General features: G+C 34.4%; 20 protein-coding genes and 1 pseudogene. 17 read left to right on the plus strand and 4 right to left on the minus strand.

Going from position 1 to position 21663, the window contains the following annotated elements; genetic code table 11:
- Positions 1–77: 77 nt before the first annotated feature.
- From BN1242_RS07735 to BN1242_RS07760, 6 genes are all read left to right on the plus strand, one after another.
- Positions 78–557, plus strand: coding sequence for a glucose PTS transporter subunit EIIB (locus BN1242_RS07735; protein WP_062353815.1), 480 nt, complete (start codon positions 78–80; stop codon positions 555–557).
- A gap of 52 nt (positions 558–609) precedes the next feature.
- On the plus strand, positions 610–1977 hold the full coding sequence (locus tag BN1242_RS07740) for a class-II fumarase/aspartase family protein (protein WP_062353819.1): 1368 nt from the start codon (positions 610–612) through the stop codon (positions 1975–1977).
- Positions 1978–2334: 357 nt separating this feature from the next.
- Positions 2335–3078, plus strand: coding sequence for a MurR/RpiR family transcriptional regulator (locus BN1242_RS07745; RefSeq protein ID WP_062353822.1), 744 nt, complete (start codon positions 2335–2337; stop codon positions 3076–3078).
- Between the two features lie 207 nt (positions 3079–3285).
- Complete coding sequence (locus BN1242_RS07750) at positions 3286–3990, plus strand: response regulator transcription factor (RefSeq protein ID WP_062353825.1); 705 nt, start codon at positions 3286–3288, stop codon at positions 3988–3990.
- The gene (locus BN1242_RS07755) at positions 3980–5404 is read left to right on the plus strand and encodes a sensor histidine kinase (RefSeq protein WP_062353829.1); all 1425 of its coding nucleotides are present in this window, start codon (positions 3980–3982) and stop codon (positions 5402–5404) included. Before BN1242_RS07750 ends, BN1242_RS07755 begins: the two co-directional genes overlap by 11 nt.
- Positions 5405–5646: 242 nt before the next feature.
- The gene (locus tag BN1242_RS07760; protein WP_062353832.1) at positions 5647–6366 is read left to right on the plus strand and encodes a DsbA family oxidoreductase; all 720 of its coding nucleotides are present in this window, start codon (positions 5647–5649) and stop codon (positions 6364–6366) included.
- Positions 6367–6424: 58 nt separating this feature from the next.
- Here the strand turns inward: BN1242_RS07760 and BN1242_RS07765 are convergent, their stop codons facing one another.
- The gene (locus tag BN1242_RS07765; RefSeq protein WP_077216145.1) at positions 6425–7831 is read right to left on the minus strand and encodes an AAA family ATPase; all 1407 of its coding nucleotides are present in this window, start codon (positions 7829–7831) and stop codon (positions 6425–6427) included.
- A gap of 186 nt (positions 7832–8017) precedes the next feature.
- On the opposite strand from BN1242_RS07765, the gene BN1242_RS07770 reads away from it, so the two are divergent.
- The 10 genes from BN1242_RS07770 (at position 8018) to BN1242_RS07815 (ending at position 17924) form a co-directional block, all read left to right on the plus strand.
- Complete coding sequence (locus BN1242_RS07770) at positions 8018–8545, plus strand: NADPH-dependent FMN reductase (RefSeq protein ID WP_238985110.1); 528 nt, start codon at positions 8018–8020, stop codon at positions 8543–8545.
- 718 nt (positions 8546–9263) lie between these two features.
- Complete coding sequence (locus BN1242_RS13945) at positions 9264–10367, plus strand: methyl-accepting chemotaxis protein (RefSeq protein ID WP_420806020.1); 1104 nt, start codon at positions 9264–9266, stop codon at positions 10365–10367.
- A 235-nt stretch (positions 10368–10602) separates the two neighbouring features.
- Positions 10603–11145 (plus strand): helix-turn-helix domain-containing protein, encoded by a 543-nt coding sequence (locus tag BN1242_RS07780; RefSeq protein WP_062353841.1) that lies wholly within the window; start codon positions 10603–10605, stop codon positions 11143–11145.
- Between the two features lie 50 nt (positions 11146–11195).
- Entirely contained in the window at positions 11196–12302 is a 1107-nt protein-coding gene (locus BN1242_RS07785) for an ABC transporter ATP-binding protein (RefSeq protein WP_062353844.1), read from the plus strand.
- Positions 12292–13092, plus strand: a complete 801-nt coding sequence (locus tag BN1242_RS07790; protein ID WP_062353848.1) for an ABC transporter permease — start codon at positions 12292–12294, stop codon at positions 13090–13092. The genes BN1242_RS07785 and BN1242_RS07790 overlap by 11 nt, the downstream gene beginning before the upstream one ends.
- A 3-nt stretch (positions 13093–13095) precedes the next feature.
- Positions 13096–13899 carry an ABC transporter permease gene (locus BN1242_RS07795; RefSeq protein ID WP_062353851.1) on the plus strand — a complete coding sequence of 268 codons (804 nt, stop codon included), beginning with the start codon at positions 13096–13098 and terminating at the stop codon, positions 13897–13899.
- On the plus strand, positions 13896–14969 hold the full coding sequence (locus BN1242_RS07800) for an ABC transporter substrate-binding protein (RefSeq protein WP_062353854.1): 1074 nt from the start codon (positions 13896–13898) through the stop codon (positions 14967–14969). The genes BN1242_RS07795 and BN1242_RS07800 overlap by 4 nt, the downstream gene beginning before the upstream one ends.
- Before the next feature lie 279 nt (positions 14970–15248).
- On the plus strand, positions 15249–16541 hold the full coding sequence (locus tag BN1242_RS07805) for a DUF5068 domain-containing protein (RefSeq protein WP_062353859.1): 1293 nt from the start codon (positions 15249–15251) through the stop codon (positions 16539–16541).
- A 270-nt stretch (positions 16542–16811) separates the two neighbouring features.
- On the plus strand, positions 16812–17555 hold the full coding sequence (locus BN1242_RS07810) for an AzlC family ABC transporter permease (protein ID WP_062353862.1): 744 nt from the start codon (positions 16812–16814) through the stop codon (positions 17553–17555).
- Positions 17556–17603: 48 nt separating this feature from the next.
- Positions 17604–17924: an AzlD domain-containing protein gene (locus BN1242_RS07815; protein WP_062353865.1), complete on the plus strand. Its 321-nt coding sequence runs from the start codon at positions 17604–17606 to the stop codon at positions 17922–17924.
- Positions 17925–18248: 324 nt separating this feature from the next.
- Here BN1242_RS07815 and BN1242_RS07820 read toward each other — a convergent pair whose 3' ends face one another.
- On the minus strand, positions 18249–18875 hold the full coding sequence (locus BN1242_RS07820) for a hypothetical protein (protein WP_062353868.1): 627 nt from the start codon (positions 18873–18875) through the stop codon (positions 18249–18251).
- 502 nt (positions 18876–19377) lie between these two features.
- Here BN1242_RS07820 and BN1242_RS07825 point away from each other — a divergent pair.
- A complete protein-coding gene (locus BN1242_RS07825; protein ID WP_062353872.1) occupies positions 19378–20298 on the plus strand; it encodes a DUF1002 domain-containing protein in 921 nt (306 codons plus the stop codon).
- A 249-nt stretch (positions 20299–20547) separates the two neighbouring features.
- Here the strand turns inward: BN1242_RS07825 and BN1242_RS07830 are convergent.
- Together BN1242_RS07830 and BN1242_RS07835 are read right to left on the minus strand one after the other, a co-directional pair.
- Positions 20548–20748: pseudogene (locus BN1242_RS07830) on the minus strand (inorganic phosphate transporter); the annotation flags it as partial.
- Positions 20749–21468, minus strand: a complete 720-nt coding sequence (locus BN1242_RS07835; protein WP_062353878.1) for a YwiC-like family protein — start codon at positions 21466–21468, stop codon at positions 20749–20751.
- Between the last annotated feature and the right edge of the window lie 195 nt (positions 21469–21663).

Raw genomic sequence — 21663 nt, forward strand, 5'->3', positions numbered from 1 at the left:
TAAAAGGAGAACATATAACCTTCTTAATCACGGTAAGACCCCTACAATAAGGGGAAAATCTAAAAATAGCAGGGGCCGTGTTATTATCATTTGCTGGTGTTGCAATTGGTTATATTCGTGGAACAATTTTTGACTTTGCGATTTTTGGATTGTTATATGAGAACACTAATTGGATATTTTTCGTTCTCATTGGGACAAGTTTAGCTGTTGTAAAATATTTCATCTTCCGGTGGGCAATTGTTAAATACGATATTAAAACGCCAGGACGGGAAGAAGAACAAAACCTTGATAACACATTAATTAAAGAAAAACGCTACGGAGAAATTGCTGATATAGTAGTAGATGCTTTAGGCGGTCGTCAAAATATTGTCAATGTGGACAACTGTATTACTCGCCTACGAATTGACTTGGCCGACGTAAATAGCATCGATAAAGAGTTACTGAAAAAATCAGGTTGTTCTGGATTTTTCTTTCCTTCCGCAAAACATATTTACGTCGTATATGGACCTCAAGTGGAATTTGTTCGGAATGCAGTGGATGACAAGTTAAGACAATGATAGGTTCGTTACAAAGTGAAGAAAGAAACAGAACCTACTTAGGAGGATAAAGATGAGAGCTTTTTATGATTCAAAAAGTAAAACAATTGATGATCAAGGAATAAAACGACTCTTCACGCAAGAAGAAAAATATAAAACGTGGTTATTATTTGAAGCGGCATTGGCACAAGCACAAGCCAAAGCTGGACTTATCCCAATGGAGGCAGCAAAGCAGATTAATGAAGCGGCAAAGGTGGAAAATATCGATTTTGAAGAAATGGACCGAATTTATCGACAAATCGGTCACGGGTTCGTCCCGTTTTTAAAAGTACTCGTAAAAGCTTGCCCAGGTGATAGTGGAAAATATGTGCATTATGGAATTACCACACAAAATATACAACAAAGTTCGCAACTTTATATTGTGAAAAAAGTTCACCAGAAATTTATGAATTTACTTGGACAAATTTTAAACAATTTAAGTAAATTAGCGCTAGAACATAAAGATACCGTCATGCCAGGGCGAACTCATGGCCGCCATGCTATTCCGATCACTTACGGTTATAAAGTGTCGGTATGGATTAGTGATTTTATTAATGCTTATGAAAGAATGGTGGAAGCAGAAAAACGAGTATTTCAAATTATGATGGGTGGAGCAGTCGGAACATTTAGTTCTATGCCAGAAGTTGGATTACAAGTGCAAAACAGAGTGGCTGAATTATTAGGTATGTACCCAATGGATGTCCCGTCTCGAAATATTAGTACTCATAAATTGGAGTACATGATGAATCTTGCTCTACTTGCTAATATTTGCCATAAAATCGCCGAAGAAGTTTATAGTACGACATTAGAAGAAATTGCGGAAGTCTCTGAAGGATTTAGTAAAGGTACCGTTGGCAGTAGCACGATGCCACATAAAATTAATCCGAAATTGGCAAAAGGGATAATTGCTAATTCCCAAAAACTATATTCTTTACCTGGGGTTGGAATGTATTCTGCAGTACGCCCTTATGAAGGTGATAGTAGTTCCTATATGTTATTTGACGGGATATTGGAAGAATCATTAGAGTTAACAACGGAAATTTTGTTGCGCTGTGAGGAATTAACGAGAACCATTGTTGTTCACAAAGAAAGAATGCTTCATAATGCTCTTCGTAATAAAGGGCTGGACAATAGTGAACATGTAATGATGAAACTTTCAAAAAAACTTGGAAAAGATAAAGCTCACTCATTAATGTATGAAATTGCCATCAAAACGGCCGCAGAAGGAGAGGATTTTTACACAAATCTCCGCGCAAACGAACGGATAGCTAGTGAGTTTACGGATGAAGAATTACGGGAAATGATTGACCCGAGAAACTACATCGGCTTATCCGTCAATATCGCACAAACACAAGCTGAACGCGCGAAAGAAATAGCAAAGAAAATCTTTCTACAATATTGATAGGAAATTTCCTCCTATACCTGGATGGATTCAAGTGTTCGCTGGAACGAGCGATTGGAAGTAATGAGTAGTGGAAGATATTTGATAAAAACTAAAGTTAAAGCAGTTAATAGAATAGATTCCAAAGAATAAAACCCTGAGAATGTTGATATAACAGCAAACTCAGGGTTTTTTAGATTAAGGAAAACATCACTTTGATCCATCTTGTTTGTAAGGCGTGCTTTTGTTAATTCTACTTTTCAAGGGCATAGAACCAATCGAATCCAATCACTAACAACCACCCTTTTGTTGTTTATTAAATTTCATGTAAAATAAAGTAATAAAATGGCTTTCACTATAGAAATTGAGGAGATGTACATGAAGAATTTATTAGAAAATTATGATGAAATGACTGCAAGCGAGAAAAAAGTTCTAAGTTACATTATGGAAAATACAAAAATTATTCCGTATTTGAAAATTAATGAATTAGCAGATGTGACTTTTGTTTCTAAAACAGTCATTATAAATTTGGCACAGAAACTTGGATTCAGCGGGTTTAAGGAATTGAAATATTATATGAGTAGCTTAGTGAAAGAAGATATTAAAACAAAAGAAAATGAAGACTTTTCGTTTCGAGAAATGTTGAAGGAAACGGTCGATAAAACGTTCACGTTAATAAATGAAAATGATTTAAAAATAAGTGCGGAGGAAATTTTAGCTGCAAAAAATGTGTTCATTATGGCAAGAGGGACAAGTAAAGCGGTTGGGTATTATTTAGAGCATTTACTTTTGTCGATTGGCGTTCAATGTATCTTTATTAAAGACTATAACTTATCGGAGTTATTTACTAATTTTGTTACTGAAAACGACTTAGTCATTTTTATATCGCTATCAGGGAACACAGCAAAAATTGTTGAAACAGCTCAAAAGGTAAAAATCAAAAATGCGAATATGATTAGTATTACCTCTTTTCAATCAAATGCACTAACTAACTATGTTACAAATAATTTATATTGTTATTCCAATACTTCGGATACAAAAAGGAATGATAGTATATCTCGAATCGGCTTTTTTCTCATTATAGATTTACTCATTCATGAGATTATGAATAGAAAAAGCTAAACATCGTGAAATATGATTCATGAAAAAAGGTTTCATATCGATTTGTGACTCGACTTCTTATGGTTGCTATTTCTTGATTAAGGATTAATTGCTTTTGCATTCAAACGTAACGAAACGAATGCTGTATAATATTAGTAAGAAAATGTCCATTTTGTATTATTTAATGAACAAACAAATTTACAGGAATTTATATAGGAGTGACCGGAAATGAAAGTATTAGTAATAGAAGATAATGAAAGTGTTTGTTCAATGATTGAAATGTTTTTTATAAAAGAAGGTGTGGAAGGAGAATTTGTTCACGACGGGTTGGAGGGGTATGAGCGATATAAAAATGGTGAGTGGGATTTACTCATTGTTGATTGGATGTTGCCAAGAATGGACGGGGTAACAATTTGCCGCAAAATCCGTGAAGAAAAAGACGATATACCGATTATTATGTTAACAGCGAAAGATAGTGAATCCGATCAAGTTCTTGGATTGGAAATGGGTGCGGATGATTACGTCACGAAGCCGTTTAGCCCGTTAGCATTAATGGCGCGGATAAAAGCGGTTACAAGACGTGCGAAGCTTTCCAAAAAAAGCGGGATAGCGAACGAGGTAATAGAAACAAAGCATTTTCGACTAAATCGAGAAACGAGAGAGGTTTTTCTAGACGGGGGGCCCATTACGAATTTAACACCGAAGGAATTCGATCTTCTTACTTTTTTTCTACAACATCCACGTCAAGTTTTTTCTCGGGAACAGTTGTTAGATCGAGTTTGGGGGTACCAGTTTTATGGAGATGAGCGGACTGTCGATGTCCATATAAAGCGTCTACGAAAAAAAATAGGCAAAGTTAACCAACCGTTTTTCCACACTGTATGGGGTGTCGGCTATAAATTCGATGAAACGGTGGGCATATATGAAAATTAAATACATGTATCAACAATTATTTAGTCATATCGGAATTATTGTAATTGCCTTTTTGACATTAAGTCTCATCGTGTCCCAATATGTCGAAACGTTAGTTTATAAAAATAAAGAAGAGGAATTAGTTAGTTACGGGAAAAATATTTTGCAAGATATTGATCAATCGCTCGGATTTAATCAGCAGCTTCTTAATAATTATAGTGCCGTATTGTCAGGGAGGAATATTATTTTTCGAGTATTTGATTATGAAGGGCGAATTCGTTATCCGTTAGAAGAGTTTACATATAAAATACAGTTAACAGAGGAGGAATTTTCAAAAATCAAGCGAGGAGAAACTGTCTCGGTTAAAGTAGATTTAAAGCGATTTGACCAGGCGGTTTCATTAGTTATATTGCCATATATAAAGGGTGATGCATTAATTGGTGGAGTTATGTTAACTTCGCCGATTAGCGGGACTGCTGAAATGCTTAGCGATTTTAATCATTATTTATTTTACACCATTGTAATCGCCTTCGTTATTTCCTTTCTATTAAGTTGGTTATCTTCGACTATTCATGTTCGTAGAATTAATCAGTTAAAAAAAGCTACCTCGATGGTGGCAAAAGGAAACTATCATGTGACAGTGACTGAATCAAACTTTGATGAAATAGGAGAGTTAGCAAGAGACTTTAATTTGATGGTGAATGAATTGCAACGTTCCAAAGAGGAAATTGAAAATCTGGAAAATAGGCGAAGACAATTTTTAGCAGATGTTTCCCATGAAATGAGGACACCACTCACGACGATAAGTGGGGTTATTGAAGGTTTGAAAAATGATATGATACCGGAAAGTGAGAAAGAAAAGGGCCTCGATTTAGTTAGTAAAGAGGCAAAACGGTTGATTCGTCTAGTAAATGAAAATTTAGATTATGAAAAAATTCGCTCCAATCAAGTGAAGCTACAATTAGAAGTTATTGAACTCGCAGATATATTTGAAATTGTAAAGGAACAACTAATTGTTCAAGCGGAAGAAAAAAATAATAAGATTATGATTGAGCTAGCTGGTGAACCGTTTGTTACAGCGGATTATGACCGGATTGTACAAATTTTATTAAATATATGTAAAAACAGTATTCAATTTACAGAAAATGGAATAATCACCTTGCGTGGAGAAACGACTGCAAACGAAACGATCATTGAAATTAGTGATACTGGAATTGGAATGGATCCTAGTGAGGTGGAAAATATTTGGCGCAGATTTTATAAAGCCGATATATCACGCAGGAGTAATCCATACGGAGAATTTGGCCTTGGTCTTTCTATTGTGAAGCAATTAGTTATTTTACATCATGGTCAAATAAAGGTGGAGAGCAATAAAGGAAAAGGAACGACATTTATTATTCGCTTGCCAATTAACAACAAGCTGGAAATGGAATGAATGTAGTTATACGAAAAAGTACGTAAATGAAAGTTAAATGGCACGGCTTTTGGAAAGACGAGGAAGAGGTTCTTGATATAATATGTGTAGATAGACTGGTAGCAAAAACTCTCGATTCATATGATCGAATAAGTAACGAAATCTAAAGCACACATTACTTTTGCTGATGTAGATTGATTATTTGTTTTTCAAACATCAGTATGATTAAATACAGATATATCTTCTTCAAATGAGGTGTTTGTATGAAAATTGAAATATGGTCAGATTTTGCTTGTCCTTTTTGTTATATTGGCAAGCGTCGCTTAGAAATTGCTCTAAATAATTTTCCACATAAGGACAACGTTAAGATAATTTATAAAAGTTTTGAACTGGATCCAAATACGTCACTTTCAACTGATAAAAATATTCATGAAATTATTGCAGGTAAGTATGGGATGAGTGTAGAGGAAGCGCAACAAGCTAATCAAAATATTATTGATCAAGCAAAAGAAGTAGGTTTAAATTATGATTTTGAGAATTTAAAACCGACGAATACATTTTCAGCTCATCGGCTAGCTAAATTTGCGGAAACAAAAGGTTTACTTGCAGAGATGACAGAAAGATTGCTCCAAGCGTATTTTATTGAAGGGAAGATAATAAGCGATCACGATACGTTAGCAGAACTTGCCAGTGAGGTAGGTCTTGATAAAGAAGAAGTGGTGGATGTATTGGGTAGTAACCAATATAGCGAAATTGTTCGTGGAGAGGAAAGAGAAGCTAGTAGCTTAGGAGTTCAAGGGGTACCGTTTTTCGTTATTAATCGAAAATATGCTGTATCTGGAGCACAACATCCTAAAGTGTTTTTAGATACATTGAATAAAATTTGGGAAGAAGAAAACAAGAAATCACCACTGCAAACATTAACACCAGATAATAGTGGTACTACTTGTTCGACAGACGGTTGTGAAATTCCAAGAAAATAAGTTGATTAGGGGCATTTCGGCATAACACGAATTAGCCCCTTTTTGCATATCAACTCTATTAAAACCCAAAACCAACTTTCTGGTCCATATCAGAATTCCAGTTTTGACTTACTGTTCGTTTATTATTTTTTTGTAAATCTTTAATGATTTTTTTAACATCAATACGATTTTCATAATGCCATTCAAGAGCAGAGGAAATAAATAATTCATTTAATTGAGAGACAGACAATCCTTCCGTCTCTCTTGCAATATAGTCAATTTGTGTTTCATCAAAAAATTGATGAAACCCTTTTTTGACTAGGTATTTTTTCCGTAACTCAAACGTTGGGTTTTTTATTTCATAAGCACGATCAAATCGGCCTGCACGGTTAATTAATGCAGGATCAATTTTTTCAGGGTAATTCGTTGTTCCTATTAAAAATATTCCTTCTTTCGCTATGGCGCCATCCAACGTATTTAAAAAGACCGAACGCGCTTCCTCTGGCATCGAATCGATGTCTTCAATGACTAAAACAATTGGTGCAAGTTTTAATACTGTTGAAAAAATGCTATCCACAGAATAACTAGAAGTATGTTCTGTTATTTGCCAATAAACAACTGGTGCGGAAATGGTTCCGGCAATAGATTTAACTAAAGTTGTTTTCCCATTACCAGGGGATCCGTAAAGCAAAATACCACGGCGAAATGGTATTGCATATTTTTTGTAAAACGCACCATCATTTTCAAAAAATTCATCGACAGAACGGAAAATTTCCTTTTTAAATTGTTCTGGTAGTAAAACATCATCCCGAGTAATTTGTGTCGTTATTTTCTCTTTACTTCTCTCAAACCCGTCAACCGTATCTGTAAAAATCGTTAATGTATTTTTCATTAACTCCCGTTGTTTTGCATTTAAGTATTTGATAAAAGTTAATAGAGATTCGTCGTTTTTCGCAAAAATAAATTCTTCATCGTAATCTTCATGGGCTTGAAATACTGGGAACTTTGCGAGCACAACATCAAATCGTTTAAAATAAAATAAAGTATTAGATGTCGTTGGCGAAATTTGATAGTCCTTTTTTATCGTATTGCTATCAAGGGTGTATTTAATGGATGCACTACTTACGGTGTCAAATATATTAGCAATAATTTCAACTTCTTCTTGATCGTTGGCTAATATTTCCCTAACCGCATCCCAAACTTCATCCTCTATTTGATTAAAAGAATATAATCTATAAGGATAGCCACTCCGGGAAGTTAGTTCTTGCTGAATGCGATGAATAACAGCTGCATAATCATAATATTGTGGTAAAATTTGTTTTGTTTGCTCCGAAAATTTAATTAAATGTTTCACTCTCACATATGCTCCTTTTTTTACATTCTTAACAGCGATAGCATTTCTATTACATAAATAGTGGAGAGCTTTTGCCGTTAAGATTAAAATGTGCGAAATCCACCGATGAGAAATGGCAGAAAGTCTACTCATGGATAGTTCCTCTCATTTTCTCTATTGATTATATTATAATTAAATTTGAAATGATAGAAAAAAGATAATAATAAATGGGTCGCTTAAGTTGAGAATTTGAAAAAAAACTAGCACAATAAAGTTAATGGAAAGCAATGCGTTACTTACAATAACAACATAGCTATTTGCATACAGAAGGAGCGAATTATGATGAGATTAGTTTGTATTTCAGGATCGTTGATCGGAGAAAAATTACCGAAAGTAATGGGGCTTTGTATTAAAGAAGCGGAAAGAAAAAATCCAAATCTCAAAACGGAAATGATTGATTTAAGAGATTATCAGATACAATTTGTCGACGGTAGACCGAGAGAACAATATAATACGGATACTCAAGAAACAGTTGCGAAAATACTCGCTGCAGATATATTGTTAATCGGATCACCAGTGTACCAAGCCTCCATATCCGGGGTGTTAAAAAATTTATTTGATCACTTACCGATGAATTCCCTTGACGGAAAAATCGTTGGTTTAGTAATGACTGCTGGGACTGAAAAACATTACTTAGTGATGGAACATCAACTTCGTCCAATTATAACTTTCCTAAAAGGATTTGTTGTGACGAAGAATGTTTTTATTCATACGAATCAGTTGGATGAAGAACTGGAGGATGAAGAAGTGGTAACGCGAATTCAAGATTTAGTTCAAGAAGTATTGGAGTTTAAAAAGGCGCTATAATGAGTAAAAAATCATACCTTTGACCTATAGACTCTATTGTGCCAGTTTGTAAAACAAAGTACAATAAAATTATAGTAAAATAGGGATTGCTAAACAGCAGAGTATGGGGGGGAAGCACGTGCGAAAAAGGTTTAGTCATTTAAACATTAGCTGGAAATATCGCTTAGCTCTTTTAGGTACTATTTTTATGTTTTTAATCGCTTCAGTTCTTATTGGAAATGAATTTTATAAAAACCGCTCACTACTTAATCAGATTGAAGTAAAGGAGCAGGCGATCCGACTAACGACGGATATCTCCAATACTTTCCATAAAAAAGATACGGTGATGGCTGATTTTATTATTACGAATTGGATGCAATATCGTAGTGAATATGATACTTTATCAACGCTATTAGAAGAAAAAGTAGTTGAGCTTGAAACGCTATTAACAACTAAAGAACAGAAAGAGATGTTGCAATCAATTATAGAAAGTTATGAAAAACATAATCAAGTTTTTGCTAACCAAGTTATTCCCGCAATGGATAGTAATGATCAAACGAAAATTAATAATGCAAGAACTAGTGCACAAGCTGCTAGTTTAGAAACGATCGATATGATTGAACGTCTTAGTCGTGACTTGAACAGTGAAGTGGAAAATTTTTATAAATTGTCTAATACATCTCAAACAAAAACTTTTGCAATTTTAATTATATCAATTTTATTAGCCACTATCGTTGGAATGCTTCTGTTATTCATTGTTAACCGCTGGGTAAGAAGGCACTTACAAAATGTCATCCATGTTGCTAATGAAATTGCAAACGGAAATTTGCAAGTACCGGAACTTACTCATAAAGGCAAAGATGAAATTGGTCAGTTGAGTAGTGCAGTGAACGCAATGAAAGCTAATTTAAATACAATGATTACTCATATTTCCTATGTATCGAGTCGGTTATTAAATAAAAGTACTAACTTAGCACAAGTGGCAAATGAGTTGCAAACTGGTGGAGAGCAAATAGCTGCAACGATGGAACAACTTTCCCAAGGTGCGGAGCAAGAAACAGCGGCCATTACAAACATGCATAAGGAAATGCAAAATTTTCTTGCTACTATTGCGAATGTCGCCTTAGAATCGGAAGAAACGAAAAATCTCTCCCATTCAATGTTAGAGTTAACGAATGATGGTAGAAACAAAATGGAAACTTCCCTATCAAATATGTCGCAAATAAATGAGAAAATTTATGAATCATTATTAATGGTTCAAGGCTTGGATGAAAAAATTACCAATATAAATAAATTAGTCGTTGTTATAAAAAATATCGCAGACCAAACTAATTTACTCGCACTAAATGCATCCATAGAAGCGGCTAGGGCTGGAGAACATGGCCGAGGATTTGCAGTTGTTGCTGATGAAGTAAGAAAGCTCGCCGAAGAAGTTACTGCCTCCGTAAAAGAAATAGCTACTATTTTAAAAGATATTCAAAATGAATCGAAAAATGTATTAACGGCTCTCGATTCTGGATACGCTCTAGTGAATGATGGTTCACAGCAAATGGATAGTACAGGAAAAACCTTTTTAACATTGCTAGAATCCATTGAGCAGGTAGGTAGTCGAATTGATGTGGTATCAAACTCACTTTATCAAGTGATTGATAATTCACAATCAATTAGTGAGTCAATAGATACGATTGTTTCGATATCGGAAGAATCTGCTGCAAGTATAGAAGAGACGACTGCAACAGTTCAAGAAGCTAGTGCCTCCATGGAATCGGTCCATGAACATGCGTTAGAAGTGGATGAAGAAGCTAATAAGCTAAAAAACATTGTAAGTCAATTTAAATACTAAGTATCTGGAACATGCTACTCAAAAATCAAGCACTCCATTCGTCGTTTTAACACATCGACATGGAGTGCTTTTTTCTAGCAAATTTTTTCTTTTTTTTTTCATTTTTTCATTGCATATGAGACAAAAATATGTATAATAGATTTGGTAGTAAATAAAAGTAAACTTATTGTTTACATATAACAAACTTTATTCACTTGAGGTTTATATTTAGTAAACAAAAAGTGGGGTTAAAAAAATGAGAATCGGTAAAAAAATTAAAAATTTACGCTTGAAAAAAGGACTAACACAAGAAGAATTAGGAGAGAGAACGGATTTAAGTAAAGGATATATCTCTCAAATTGAAAGAGATTTAAGTTCTCCATCGATTGAAACCTTTTTTGATATTTTAGAAGTTTTAGGTTGTCCACCACGGGAATTTTTTGATGATATAGAAAGTGACCAAAAGGTAGTTTATAAAGAAGAAGATCAAACAGATTATTTGGATGAGGAACTAGGGTATAAAATTCAATGGTTAGTTCCAGAATCAAATGAAAATGAGATGGAGCCAATCATTTTAACCCTTGAAAAAAGCGGGGAGTTTAAACAATTTGAGCCTTCGTTATCCGAAACTTTTGCTTATATTTTGAAAGGTCGCGTCATCGTGAAACTAGGTAGAAAAACCTATACGGCAAGAGCAGGGGAGTCCATTTACTTCCATGCTTCCGAGGACCACCAAATAGTTAATGATTTCGACGGAGTTTCTGAACTGCTCCTCGTTGCTACTGACTCATATTTGTAGATGCACTAGCTAAATAATACTAAACAAATGAATAAAAGGAGGAAACAGACGTGACAGAACGCACGATAATTCGCTTTGAAAATGTTACAAAACAATACGACGATGATCAACCTGTCCTAGATAATGTTAGCTTTGAAATGGAAAGAGGAAAATTTTATACTTTATTAGGTCCATCTGGATGTGGAAAGACGACTATTTTACGGCTAATCGCAGGGCTAATCGCACCTTCAGAAGGAAAAATTGTCATTAATAATAAGTTGGTCAATGAAGTTCCCGCCAACAAACGTCAAGTAAATACGGTGTTTCAAGATTACGCACTGTTTCCTCATTTGAACGTTTTTGAGAATGTTGCCTTTGGATTACGCATTAAAAAAATGAAAAATGAAGAAGTTAGCAAAAAAGTATCGGAAGCACTTCGCTTCGTTAACTTAGTAGGTTATGAGAATCGGGAAATTAAAGAAATGTCTGGCGGACAGAGACAACGGGTAGCTATTGCTCGAGCGATTGTTAATGAGCCAGAAGTACTATTATTAGATGAGCCTTTATCAGCACTTGACTTAAAATTGCGCACAGAAATGCAATATGAATTACGTGAGTTACAACGTCGCCTTGGTATTACTTTTATCTTTGTTACCCATGACCAAGAAGAAGCGTTAGCAATGTCTGATGAAATTTTTGTCATTAATAATGGGAAAATTCAGCAAAGAGGAACACCGACGGATATTTATGATGAGCCGATTAACCGGTTTGTCGCGAACTTTATTGGTGAATCCAACATTATTCAAGGAAAAATGATCAAGGACTTCCTTGTTGAGTTTGATGGAAAACAATTTGATTGTGTAGACCAAGGATTCAATGACAATGAACCAGTAGAGGTTGTTATTCGACCAGAGGACTTAGAAATAACGGTGGAAGATCAAGGAAAATTAAAAGTTCGGGTTGACTCGGTTCTCTTTAGAGGAGTTCATTATGAAATTTGCTGTTACGATGAAAATGAAAATGAGTGGATTGTTCATACAACGAAAAAAGTTAAAGTTGGCGAAGAAATTGGATTATATTTCGATCCAGAAGCTATTCACGTTATGAGAATTGGGGAAACTGAAGAGGAGTTTGACAAACGGTTAGAAAGCTACGACGAGGTCAGCCATGGAAACTAGAAGTCGAAATTTATATTTAATTCCTTATGTTTTATGGATCGCCCTTTTCGTTGTTACGCCAATTTTACTCGTTGTCTATTATTCATTTTTTGATATCGAAGGGAATTTCACCTTTTCGAATTACCAAAAGTTTTTCACTCCAGTTTATTTAAAAATGACATTAAGTTCATTTTGGTATGCGTTTTTAATTACAGCTTTTTCGCTTTTAGTCGCATATCCGACTGCGTATTTGTTAACGAAAACGAAGTACAAACAATTATGGCTGCTTTTAATTATTCTTCCGTCATGGATTAACCTTTTATTAAAGGCCTATGCGTTCATCGGTATTTTTGGTACGTACGGTTTCGCAAACGCTATGTTGGAAGTATTCGGAATTGGTCCGAAACAACTACTGTTCACTGACTTCAGTTTTGTTTTTGTGTCGGTATATATCTTTATTCCATTTATGATTTTACCGATTTTTAATGCAATTGATAAATTAAATCCATCACTAGTGGATGCATCACGTGACCTTGGTGCATCTAGCTGGACAACTTTTCGCCGGGTAATTTTCCCACTTACTATTGATGGGGTTAAATCAGGTTGTCAAGTTGTGTTTATTCCAGCATTAAGCCTATTTATGTTAACAAGATTAATTGCTGGTAACCGAGTGATCACATTAGGAACAGCTGTGGAACAACATTTCTTAGTAACACAAGACTGGGGAATGGGTGCAACGATTGCTGTCTTCCTCATTATTATTATGGTTGTCATTATGTTTTTAACAGGAAATCGGAAGCGGGGGTTGTAGAAGATGCGAAAATTTAAATTATCTTCCATTTATCTTTTTGTCGTTTTTATCATTTTGTACGCTCCGATTTTCTATTTAATGTTTTATTCATTTAATAGTGGTGGCAAAATGTATGGTTTTGAGGGCTTTACGTTAGACTGGTACCGGGAACTTTTCCAAGATACGAGATTATTAATTATCGTGTTAAATACGATTATCATTGCTTTATTATCTGCAGGAATATCTACCATTCTCGGAGTACTTGGTGCTATCTCGATTTATTACGTACGAAAAAAATATACACAAAATATGTTACTATCGCTTAACAACGTATTAATTGTTAGTCCAGATGTCATAATAGGTGCTTCCTTCCTAATTTTATTTACCATTCTAGGAATTAAATTAGGTTTTACATCTGTTTTACTATCACATATTGCTTTTAGTGTACCAATTGTTGTTATTATGGTCTTGCCAAAATTACAGGAGATGAGTTCTTCTTTAATTGATGCCGCCCTCGATTTAGGTGCGAGTCGTTTCGATATTTTATCGAAGGTGATTTTGCCATATATTACTCCAGGAGTATTTGCGGGATTCTTTATGGCTTTAACGTATTCACTAGATGACTTTGCGGTTACTTTTTTTGTAACAGGTAATGGATTTTCAACTTTATCTGTAGAAATATATTCATTAGCAAGACGTGGTATTTCTCTGAATATTAATGCCCTTTCCACATTATTGTTCCTATTCACTATTTTATTAGTAATCGGCTACTATTTTATTATTACGAAAAAGAATGGCCGAGCAACAGGATTGGGGGCTAGAAAATGAGAAAATTAGTTCAAGCCTTTTTAGTTATTTTTATCGTGTCGTTAGCGCTCATTTTATTTGTTAATCACCTGAATGCCTCTCAAGGTTATACTGGTGGAAATACTCTCACTGTGTATAACTGGGGTGATTATATTGATCCAGATCTAATCACACAATTTGAGGAAGAAACAGGAATTAAGGTGATTTATGAAACATTTGATTCCAATGAAGCAATGATGACAAAAATTCAGCAAGGCGGTACGTCCTATGACGTGGCAGTTCCTTCTGAATATGCGATTGAAAAAATGAAGGAAGACGATTTATTACAAAAAATTGATCAGTCGAAAATCCCGAATTTAAAAAATATAGATGAGCGATTTTTAGATTTACCATTTGATCCAGGAAATGAGTATTCAGTACCATATTTTTGGGGAACGGTAGGAATTGTTTTTAATCCGAAATTGTTAGGAGAACGGGAATTTCATAGTTGGAATGATTTATGGGCGGACGATTTGAAAAATCAAATTTTACTAATCGATGGTGCCCGTGAAGCGATGGGTTTTGCGTTGAACAGCTTAAATTATTCATTAAATGATACGAACGTTGATCACTTACAAGAAGCGAAAGCAAAGCTACAAGAGCTGCAACCCAATATAAAAGCTATTGTCGGTGATGAAATTAAAATGTTAATTGTAAATGAAGAAGCTCCAATTGGCGTTGTTTGGTCTGGTGATGCAGCTGATATGATGTGGGAAAATGACGACCTCGATTATGTTGTTCCTGAAGAAGGATCCAATCTTTGGTTTGACAATTTCGTTATTCCAAAAACGGCAAGAAACGTAGAAGGTGCTCATAAATTTATCAATTTTATGTTAGATGCAGAGATTAATGCTCAAAATACTGACTATGTTGGTTATTCCACACCTAACAAGGCAGCAATGGCACTGTTAGACGAAGAAACAATCGAGGATGAAAGATTTTATCCATCTTCCGAATTAACAGACCGGCTTGAAGTTTATGAAAACCTTGGAAAGAAAATGCTCTCGTATTATAACGATTTATATTTAGAATTTAAAATGCATAAAAAATAATGATTTTTTTTGAGGGATCTGATTTCATCTTCTTAGGTGGGGTCAGTCCCTCTTTTTTTGGAGACAACAATGATAAATAGTCCATCGTTTCTCCTATTTAATTTCTACTATATTTAATCATAATCTAGAAAAAAGCTACTATATAGTTATATTTTATTATAAATATGGAACTTTATACCTTAATTTCCAAAAATAAAATAGGTCCTTTGGATATTTCCAACATAAATTAATTCCGCTATGATGAGTTATTGTACGGAAAGTTCAAAGGAGATGGAATAAATGAAAAGATGGGATTCAAAAAGGAAAAGTTTACTGTTAGTTTCCTTCTTACTGGCTGTTATGCTTGTCATAGCGGGTTGTGGAAAAAAAGAAGAAACTGCAAAGAAAGATAATCAAGAAAACGAGAAAAAAGTAGAACAAACGGACGAATCAGCTAAAGATGATGATAAAGATAAAGACGAGAATCAATCAGACGATGATAAACAGAACGAAGGAACTTCTCCAGCAAATGGGGAGGAATTAAATCCTTACATAGCCGAAGATACAGAGGGAGATGTAGAAATAATTTTTAGCAATAATCAACCAAATATTCAACATGATATGGGTGGTTTTCAACTCACTATTGATGCATATCAAGTGGTAAAAGTAACGGATATTCATGAAAGAAGTACGATCTCGTTCGATGGTGATCGAGAGGGATACATTGTTACGGCAAAAGTTTCTATCAATAATCAATCAGGCGGAGATTATTTCTTTAACACGATGAGTATGGGGATACAAGGAACAAACCCGTACGATAGCAAGTATGGTTCTACTTCATTTGTGAAACAGGGAGAGGAACTAAGAGCAAAAGGGGAAAGACCTGGTCAGTATGCAAATGGTGAACAAGTTACAGGGTTTATTACTTTTAAATATACTGTAGCAGAATTTGAAGAAATTCTAAAAATTAGTCCGAAGTTTGTCATTCAAGCAGGTTCTGATAATGAACAATTCAAAGGTAAAGTCGGCGAAAATGGAACATTTGAATTTCCTCTAAGTGAAGAAGGGATTAAGAAAGCAGCGGAAGCCCAAGCGTTTTTCCAAGATAGTATATCATTAGAAAATATTGCAGAGAAAACAATGATTTATGAAGAAAAGAATATTGGAACATCCAAAAAAATAGGTGATGTGACGATTAAACTAGACGGTGTTCAATTTACTGATATTGAACCAACAGAAGCAAATAAGCCGAGTTTTAGAAACTTTGGCGATAAAGGTGTAGTTGCACTCACGGTTAAATTAACGATTGATAATAAGTCCCAAGATACAATCGGTTACTTCTTTACTAATGGAACGTTAATAGTAGATGAAAACCGCTACCGGGTATTATCGACTTCCCAGCTAGAACCAGATACGCAAAGAGAGTTAAAGCCTGGAGAGAGTAACGAAAAACTATTCGTATTTTTGTTTAGAAAAGATGAGTTTAGCATTTTTGAAAAGTTTGATTTAGAGATTGGACCACTACGTGATTCTGATGGAAAAGATCTACAAAAGGGCAGAAAAGTTGAATTTGAAATACCATACAAAAAATAAATCCTGAAAACCACCATTAACAAAGGTCTGCATTGTGGCAGACCTTTAATTGTTGGGGACAGTCCCCCACTACGTTAAAGCGCTAAAGTGTCTATTTCGAGTTTTTTGAATACAAAGAAATTCATTACAAATAAGGTAATTGTTGTACAACTTGACCATTTCAATCTTTTGTTAAAAATGTTGTTATTACAATTTTAGATAATCCCCTTTTTAGATGGGCAAAATAATGGCATAATATCAATTATAATTCATTTTAAAGAGGGACTAACATTGAGACTAACAAATGATTCAGCAAGTCGCTTCCCACAATCATGGCAGTTGCCTATAAGTTTTGTTAAAGGCGCCATCTCCATCCTGCCATTATCCATTAGTGTGTTTGCCTATGGGCTTCCTTATGGTGCATTAGCAAATAACACGAACCATTTAACGTTATTTGAAACGGTATTCATGTCATTTTTTGTTTTTTCTGGTGCGGGTCAGTTTTCTTTATTAGCTTTTCTTCAACAATCCGCTTCTATTTCAACAATTTTATTAAGTATGTTTTTAATTAATTCTCGGCATATATTATATGGTCTTTCAATCGGTAAAGATTTAAAAAATGTTTCTATATCCCAGTTAGTCATACCAGCCCATTTAATATCCGATGAGTCTTACAGCATTTCTTCTTTGGAAGGTCAAAAGGGTAAATTAGATGTGTTATTTTTGCTAGGTGCAGGGCTTGTCGTGTTTTTTTCATGGATATTAGCATCTATTGTAGGTTTTTACGTAGGAGAATGGGTTGGTGATCCGAAACAAGTAGGGTTGGATTTTGCATTTACCGCTGCATTTTTAGGTATGCTCATTGCTCAATTAAAACATCGTTGGCATTTTCTTGCCGCGATTTTAGCTTTACTCCTATCATCCCTTACTTACCATATTTTAGGTCTTTCTGCAGCTGTATTTACTGGCGGAATAGTTGCTTTTCTAGTAGGAGTTTTTGTGAAAGAAGACACGAATACCGCTACTTCGAAGTAAAGTTTTTGGTTGGAAAAACAACATAACATAATGAGGATGAACACAACTATGACTTCAAGCGCATATTTAACGATAATTTTGCTTGCATCAGTGGCAACTTATTTAACAAGATTACCTGGTCTTGTTTTAGGAAGGTATATAAAATTAACCCCGAGGCTAAAAAGAGGCTTAGATTTTGTACCGATCGGGGTTTTTGCAGCTTTAGTAGGACCGACTATCTTTTTACAACCGAAAAATGATGGGTACGTGGATTGGCAAATGTGGTTAGCAACAGGACTTGCAACACTAGTAGCTTTTGTGACAAAAAGTCCGTTATGGACAATGATTGCCGGCGTTGTCGGGATAGCTGTTTTTAGAATTATAATTTAGTTAAAAGCTATACGAATATGGTTCTTGATTGATGACTTGTTGATAAGTACTTTGTTTGCTTTTGGCGACACAATAAAAAATGATTTGAACGACCGTGTCTAAGTTTTCTTATTGCAAAAACGATTCTAGTGCCATCTATAGGAGCCTACCTGTGTATAATTCGGTTATTAGTGCGTGACTCCTATTAGTCGCTATTTTTTGATTTCCGCCTCTATATGCCCCTGATCCGCCTCTACTCCCACAATACGCATCTCCACAAAGTAAAAATGCTATCCGATTGCATTTGGCACTTTGCGATCGGATAGCCCCTTAAAAACAAACCAACTATAAAGGCAGTAATTTTTTTAATGCAGCAACTGGACGGGTGTTCGTTAATCGTCTCTTCGGTACATTAATTAGCATCTCTGTTAATAATAAAGGGTACTCATACAATTTCCCTTCATAAATAATCTCAAAGGAATGATGCATAAAAAAGTCGTTTGGAGTTACTAATCCTGGAGGCAAGTTCCATAAATCGAGCCCACTTCGCTGAAAAACTTCTGCAACAAACTGAGAACAAAAATATGCATTTTTTCTGCCAACAGGATGATGAAATAAAACACCTAATAATCCAATTAAATTATAAGAATATCTGTCTTTGTTACTATCAAAATAGCGAATTATTTCTCGAATATTATAAAACTCGTCCTCTGTCACATTTATTTTCAATAATAGACAACGGGTATTTTGAAAATAACGATATGTTCCTGTATACACGTCTTCTTTGACAAACCCGGCAATTAATGGATTTCTCGGTTGTTTTCGGCCAAAACTATAAACTTCCTCCAATTTGTCATCGAAGGCAAGAGAAACATGATTATATGGTGCATCAGTAAACCATTTGATTATGCGATTTAGTAATGTTCCAGTATCTGTTAAAAGAATATAAATAACTTTCTCTTTGTTTTCCATGATCTCCTTCTCCCTAGATCAACTTATTAAAAAACTAATTTGAATCCAAGCCCCTTTTTCAATATTAATCATATCATACTTGTTATTATATAATGACGGATGAACAGAAAAAAGGTTTCAGTCCATATTGTCATTATTATGAAAAAACGAAAAGATACGTATATAATATCATTCTATACAACCTTTTATTCTATATCCTTAAAGTTATTTGTCCAATGGAAAAATATATCCAAAAAAATGGTGGAAATTCCCCCTTCGAAAGTAACTAGTTGGTATTTCGTAAAACAGTGTCGCTACCATTCAAATTCAACTATTCTTAGTTCCCTTCTTACAAGCATCCTTTTTACATATCCCACATTAAAGTGATAATTTGTTGCTCTCTACACAGATTTATCCTTTAATAATAGTTGAGAAAAAAGATTCTCGCAATTAATAGTTCTATTTGCTATGATAGTTGCAATAAAATAATCTGACAATGTTTTTTTAGGAGGAGCAAATAATTATGTGGAAGCATATAACGAAGGTAATTATGGCTGTAGTAATTTTTTTGAGCATAAATAATGGACATGCTGTATTGGCGGATGGAAAGGATACGGAAAAGGCAATTAACGAAAAATATGGCGCTCCAATTGTCGTTTATGGTGGATCGCTTTCACACGACCAAAAGGAAAAGACGAAGCAATTATTGAAAGTAAACGAAGAAGTGGAGATTACAGAAATTACCGTTACTGGAGACGACTTGAAAAAATATATTAACGGTGATCCGTCTGCAAGAATGTTTTCTTCTGCTAAAATTACCCGGTTAGATGAAGGGGAAGGGATTCAAGTCATCCAAGTTACCCCTGAAAATATAACGGAAGTAACGGATGAAATGTATGCTAATGCTCTATTAACAGCAGGAATTGAAGATGCAAAAGTAGAAGTTGCTTCAGCGGTAAAAGTAACTGGCCATTCTGCATTAACAGGAATTTTCAAAGCATACGAAGTCAGCGGCGAAGAATTAGATACCGTTCGGTTAGAAGTAGCTAATGAAGAATTAAATGTCGCTACAAAATTAGCAAAAAGCGCTGGGATTAGTGAAGAACAAGTAAGTCAATTAATTACGGAAATAAAACAAGCGATTGGCGAACAAAGGCCTGCAACGAAGGAAGAAGTAGAAAAAATTGTTGAAGAACAGATGAAGAAGTTGAAAATTGAACTATCGGATGAATATAAACAAATGTTAGTAAATTTATTCGATAAATTTCGCAACTTAGATATTGATTTTAGTAAAGTGAAAAACCAGCTTGAGGATATTGCAAACGATGTGAAGGAAAAATTAAAGGAAGCTGGGGTAGACAAAGGTTTCTTTCAAGGAATTCTAGATTTTTTAAAAGGTATTTTTGAGGCAATCGGCAACTTTTTCCGTGGACTTTTTAACTAAGTTCAACTATAAAATATCGATCTTTCTTTCTAGAAATTCATAATGAATAAACAGAGACATAAATATAAAGCATTTTTCCTCCGATATTGAAATGGGCAATGTATTTGAATGTAGCATAAAAAAATTCAAAAATCATAAGGCATTCTCCAACCGAGATAATCTGCCTTATGATTTTTTTAAGAAAAAAATTAAAATCGTTTTTTTGTCCATCATTTGTTCCGTGCGTAATATGGTTAGATTGTTATAGTTCACCGTTGTCCCATTAGTTAAAGCAAATGGGGAGACGAAATTTTTTGTAATTGCTTTCGCCACACCAGTAGAGGTCATGGTACCGACAAAGTTCATTATTTCCACCATAATTATTACATGTCTTTGTTTCAGTGCTTTGGAGGAAACACGAATAGCGATCACAATTGCTGTGTCATGAAAACCGTAAATTACTTCCCCCAACTAATTAGATAATACAATAAACATCACAATAAAGAAGAATATTGCGTTACCAATTTCATAAATTCCAATCGTTTTAATGGTGATTTTTTTACCATAAAAAAGAATGGCACGTAATACACTTGGAAGAAAACTGATGGCAAATTGCCAATAGCCGATAATGACTAAAATAGCAACTAAACCAATGTGATAACCCCATGAAACGTATTTATATTTTACATTTTTCTTTTCCCGAATCATTGTCTTTACATAAAAGGTACTACCTAGAAAGTATAGGAAGTTCACAAGAAATAGGAGGAAAGCGACCGTATCTAGTTGACCTGTTCCCATGTAGTAACTTGCCAAACCACCGATACAAAAACTGATGATGGCCGCGATATCATTTAGTAAGGCGCGCTCTTGTTTATTCTTGGAAAAATATCCATTAATCATAAAAAAAGGAACCATTGCTAGTCCAAAATAAAGTAGTTTATAATCAACAATGATCAAATAAATTAGGATGATGAATGCAGGGGAAAAGTAGATGGAAAACCATTTTAAATAAAATGGTACTTTTCTTTTTTTCAAACACATTAATAGCGGATATGTAGCTAAATATAAAAATAACCAAGCAATAAAAAGCGGAATATGAATAATAGTAGGTTGTCCAAGAAAGACTCCCATGAAAAATGGTAAAAGCAGCATAGCCCACGCACCATGTTGTTTTGCCATTACAAGTCTCACGTGATCACCTCCGAAGAATATATGCTTACTTATAATAGTAGATGAAAATGGATTATTTGTATAGTTTTTCTAGCTACTTACGTAATAAACGTTATGAAATTGTTATTAAAATGAAAAATTGTAAAAGACGAAAAGAATGTACAATGAAGAAAAGGTTTTTTCCTAATAATTGTTTCGTTCTATAAGGACAATAAT

Origin of the sequence: Bacillus kwashiorkori (genome assembly GCF_001375515.1) — a bacterium.
Classification (GTDB): Bacteria; Bacillota; Bacilli; order Bacillales; family Caldibacillaceae; genus Bacillus_BK; species Bacillus_BK kwashiorkori.

What these genes read in the sequence shown, in the direction of transcription:
- BN1242_RS07795 (WP_062353851.1), top strand. Translation starts at nt 13,096, where the DNA reads ATGCGAAAATTTAAATTATCTTCCATTTATCTTTTTGTCGTTTTTATC.
- BN1242_RS07825 (WP_062353872.1), top strand. Translation starts at nt 19,378, where the DNA reads ATGTGGAAGCATATAACGAAGGTAATTATGGCTGTAGTAATTTTTTTG.
- BN1242_RS07800 (WP_062353854.1), top strand. Translation starts at nt 13,896, where the DNA reads ATGAGAAAATTAGTTCAAGCCTTTTTAGTTATTTTTATCGTGTCGTTA.
- BN1242_RS07815 (WP_062353865.1), top strand. Translation starts at nt 17,604, where the DNA reads ATGACTTCAAGCGCATATTTAACGATAATTTTGCTTGCATCAGTGGCA.
- BN1242_RS07745 (WP_062353822.1), top strand. Translation starts at nt 2,335, where the DNA reads ATGAAGAATTTATTAGAAAATTATGATGAAATGACTGCAAGCGAGAAA.
- BN1242_RS07820 (WP_062353868.1), bottom strand. Translation starts at nt 18,875, where the DNA reads ATGGAAAACAAAGAGAAAGTTATTTATATTCTTTTAACAGATACTGGA.
- BN1242_RS07740 (WP_062353819.1), top strand. Translation starts at nt 610, where the DNA reads ATGAGAGCTTTTTATGATTCAAAAAGTAAAACAATTGATGATCAAGGA.
- BN1242_RS13945 (WP_420806020.1), top strand. Translation starts at nt 9,264, where the DNA reads ATGCTTCTGTTATTCATTGTTAACCGCTGGGTAAGAAGGCACTTACAA.
- BN1242_RS07790 (WP_062353848.1), top strand. Translation starts at nt 12,292, where the DNA reads ATGGAAACTAGAAGTCGAAATTTATATTTAATTCCTTATGTTTTATGG.
- BN1242_RS07750 (WP_062353825.1), top strand. Translation starts at nt 3,286, where the DNA reads ATGAAAGTATTAGTAATAGAAGATAATGAAAGTGTTTGTTCAATGATT.
- BN1242_RS07780 (WP_062353841.1), top strand. Translation starts at nt 10,603, where the DNA reads ATGAGAATCGGTAAAAAAATTAAAAATTTACGCTTGAAAAAAGGACTA.
- BN1242_RS07755 (WP_062353829.1), top strand. Translation starts at nt 3,980, where the DNA reads ATGAAAATTAAATACATGTATCAACAATTATTTAGTCATATCGGAATT.
- BN1242_RS07805 (WP_062353859.1), top strand. Translation starts at nt 15,249, where the DNA reads ATGAAAAGATGGGATTCAAAAAGGAAAAGTTTACTGTTAGTTTCCTTC.
- BN1242_RS07765 (WP_077216145.1), bottom strand. Translation starts at nt 7,831, where the DNA reads ATGAGTAGACTTTCTGCCATTTCTCATCGGTGGATTTCGCACATTTTA.
- BN1242_RS07760 (WP_062353832.1), top strand. Translation starts at nt 5,647, where the DNA reads ATGAAAATTGAAATATGGTCAGATTTTGCTTGTCCTTTTTGTTATATT.
- BN1242_RS07770 (WP_238985110.1), top strand. Translation starts at nt 8,018, where the DNA reads ATGATGAGATTAGTTTGTATTTCAGGATCGTTGATCGGAGAAAAATTA.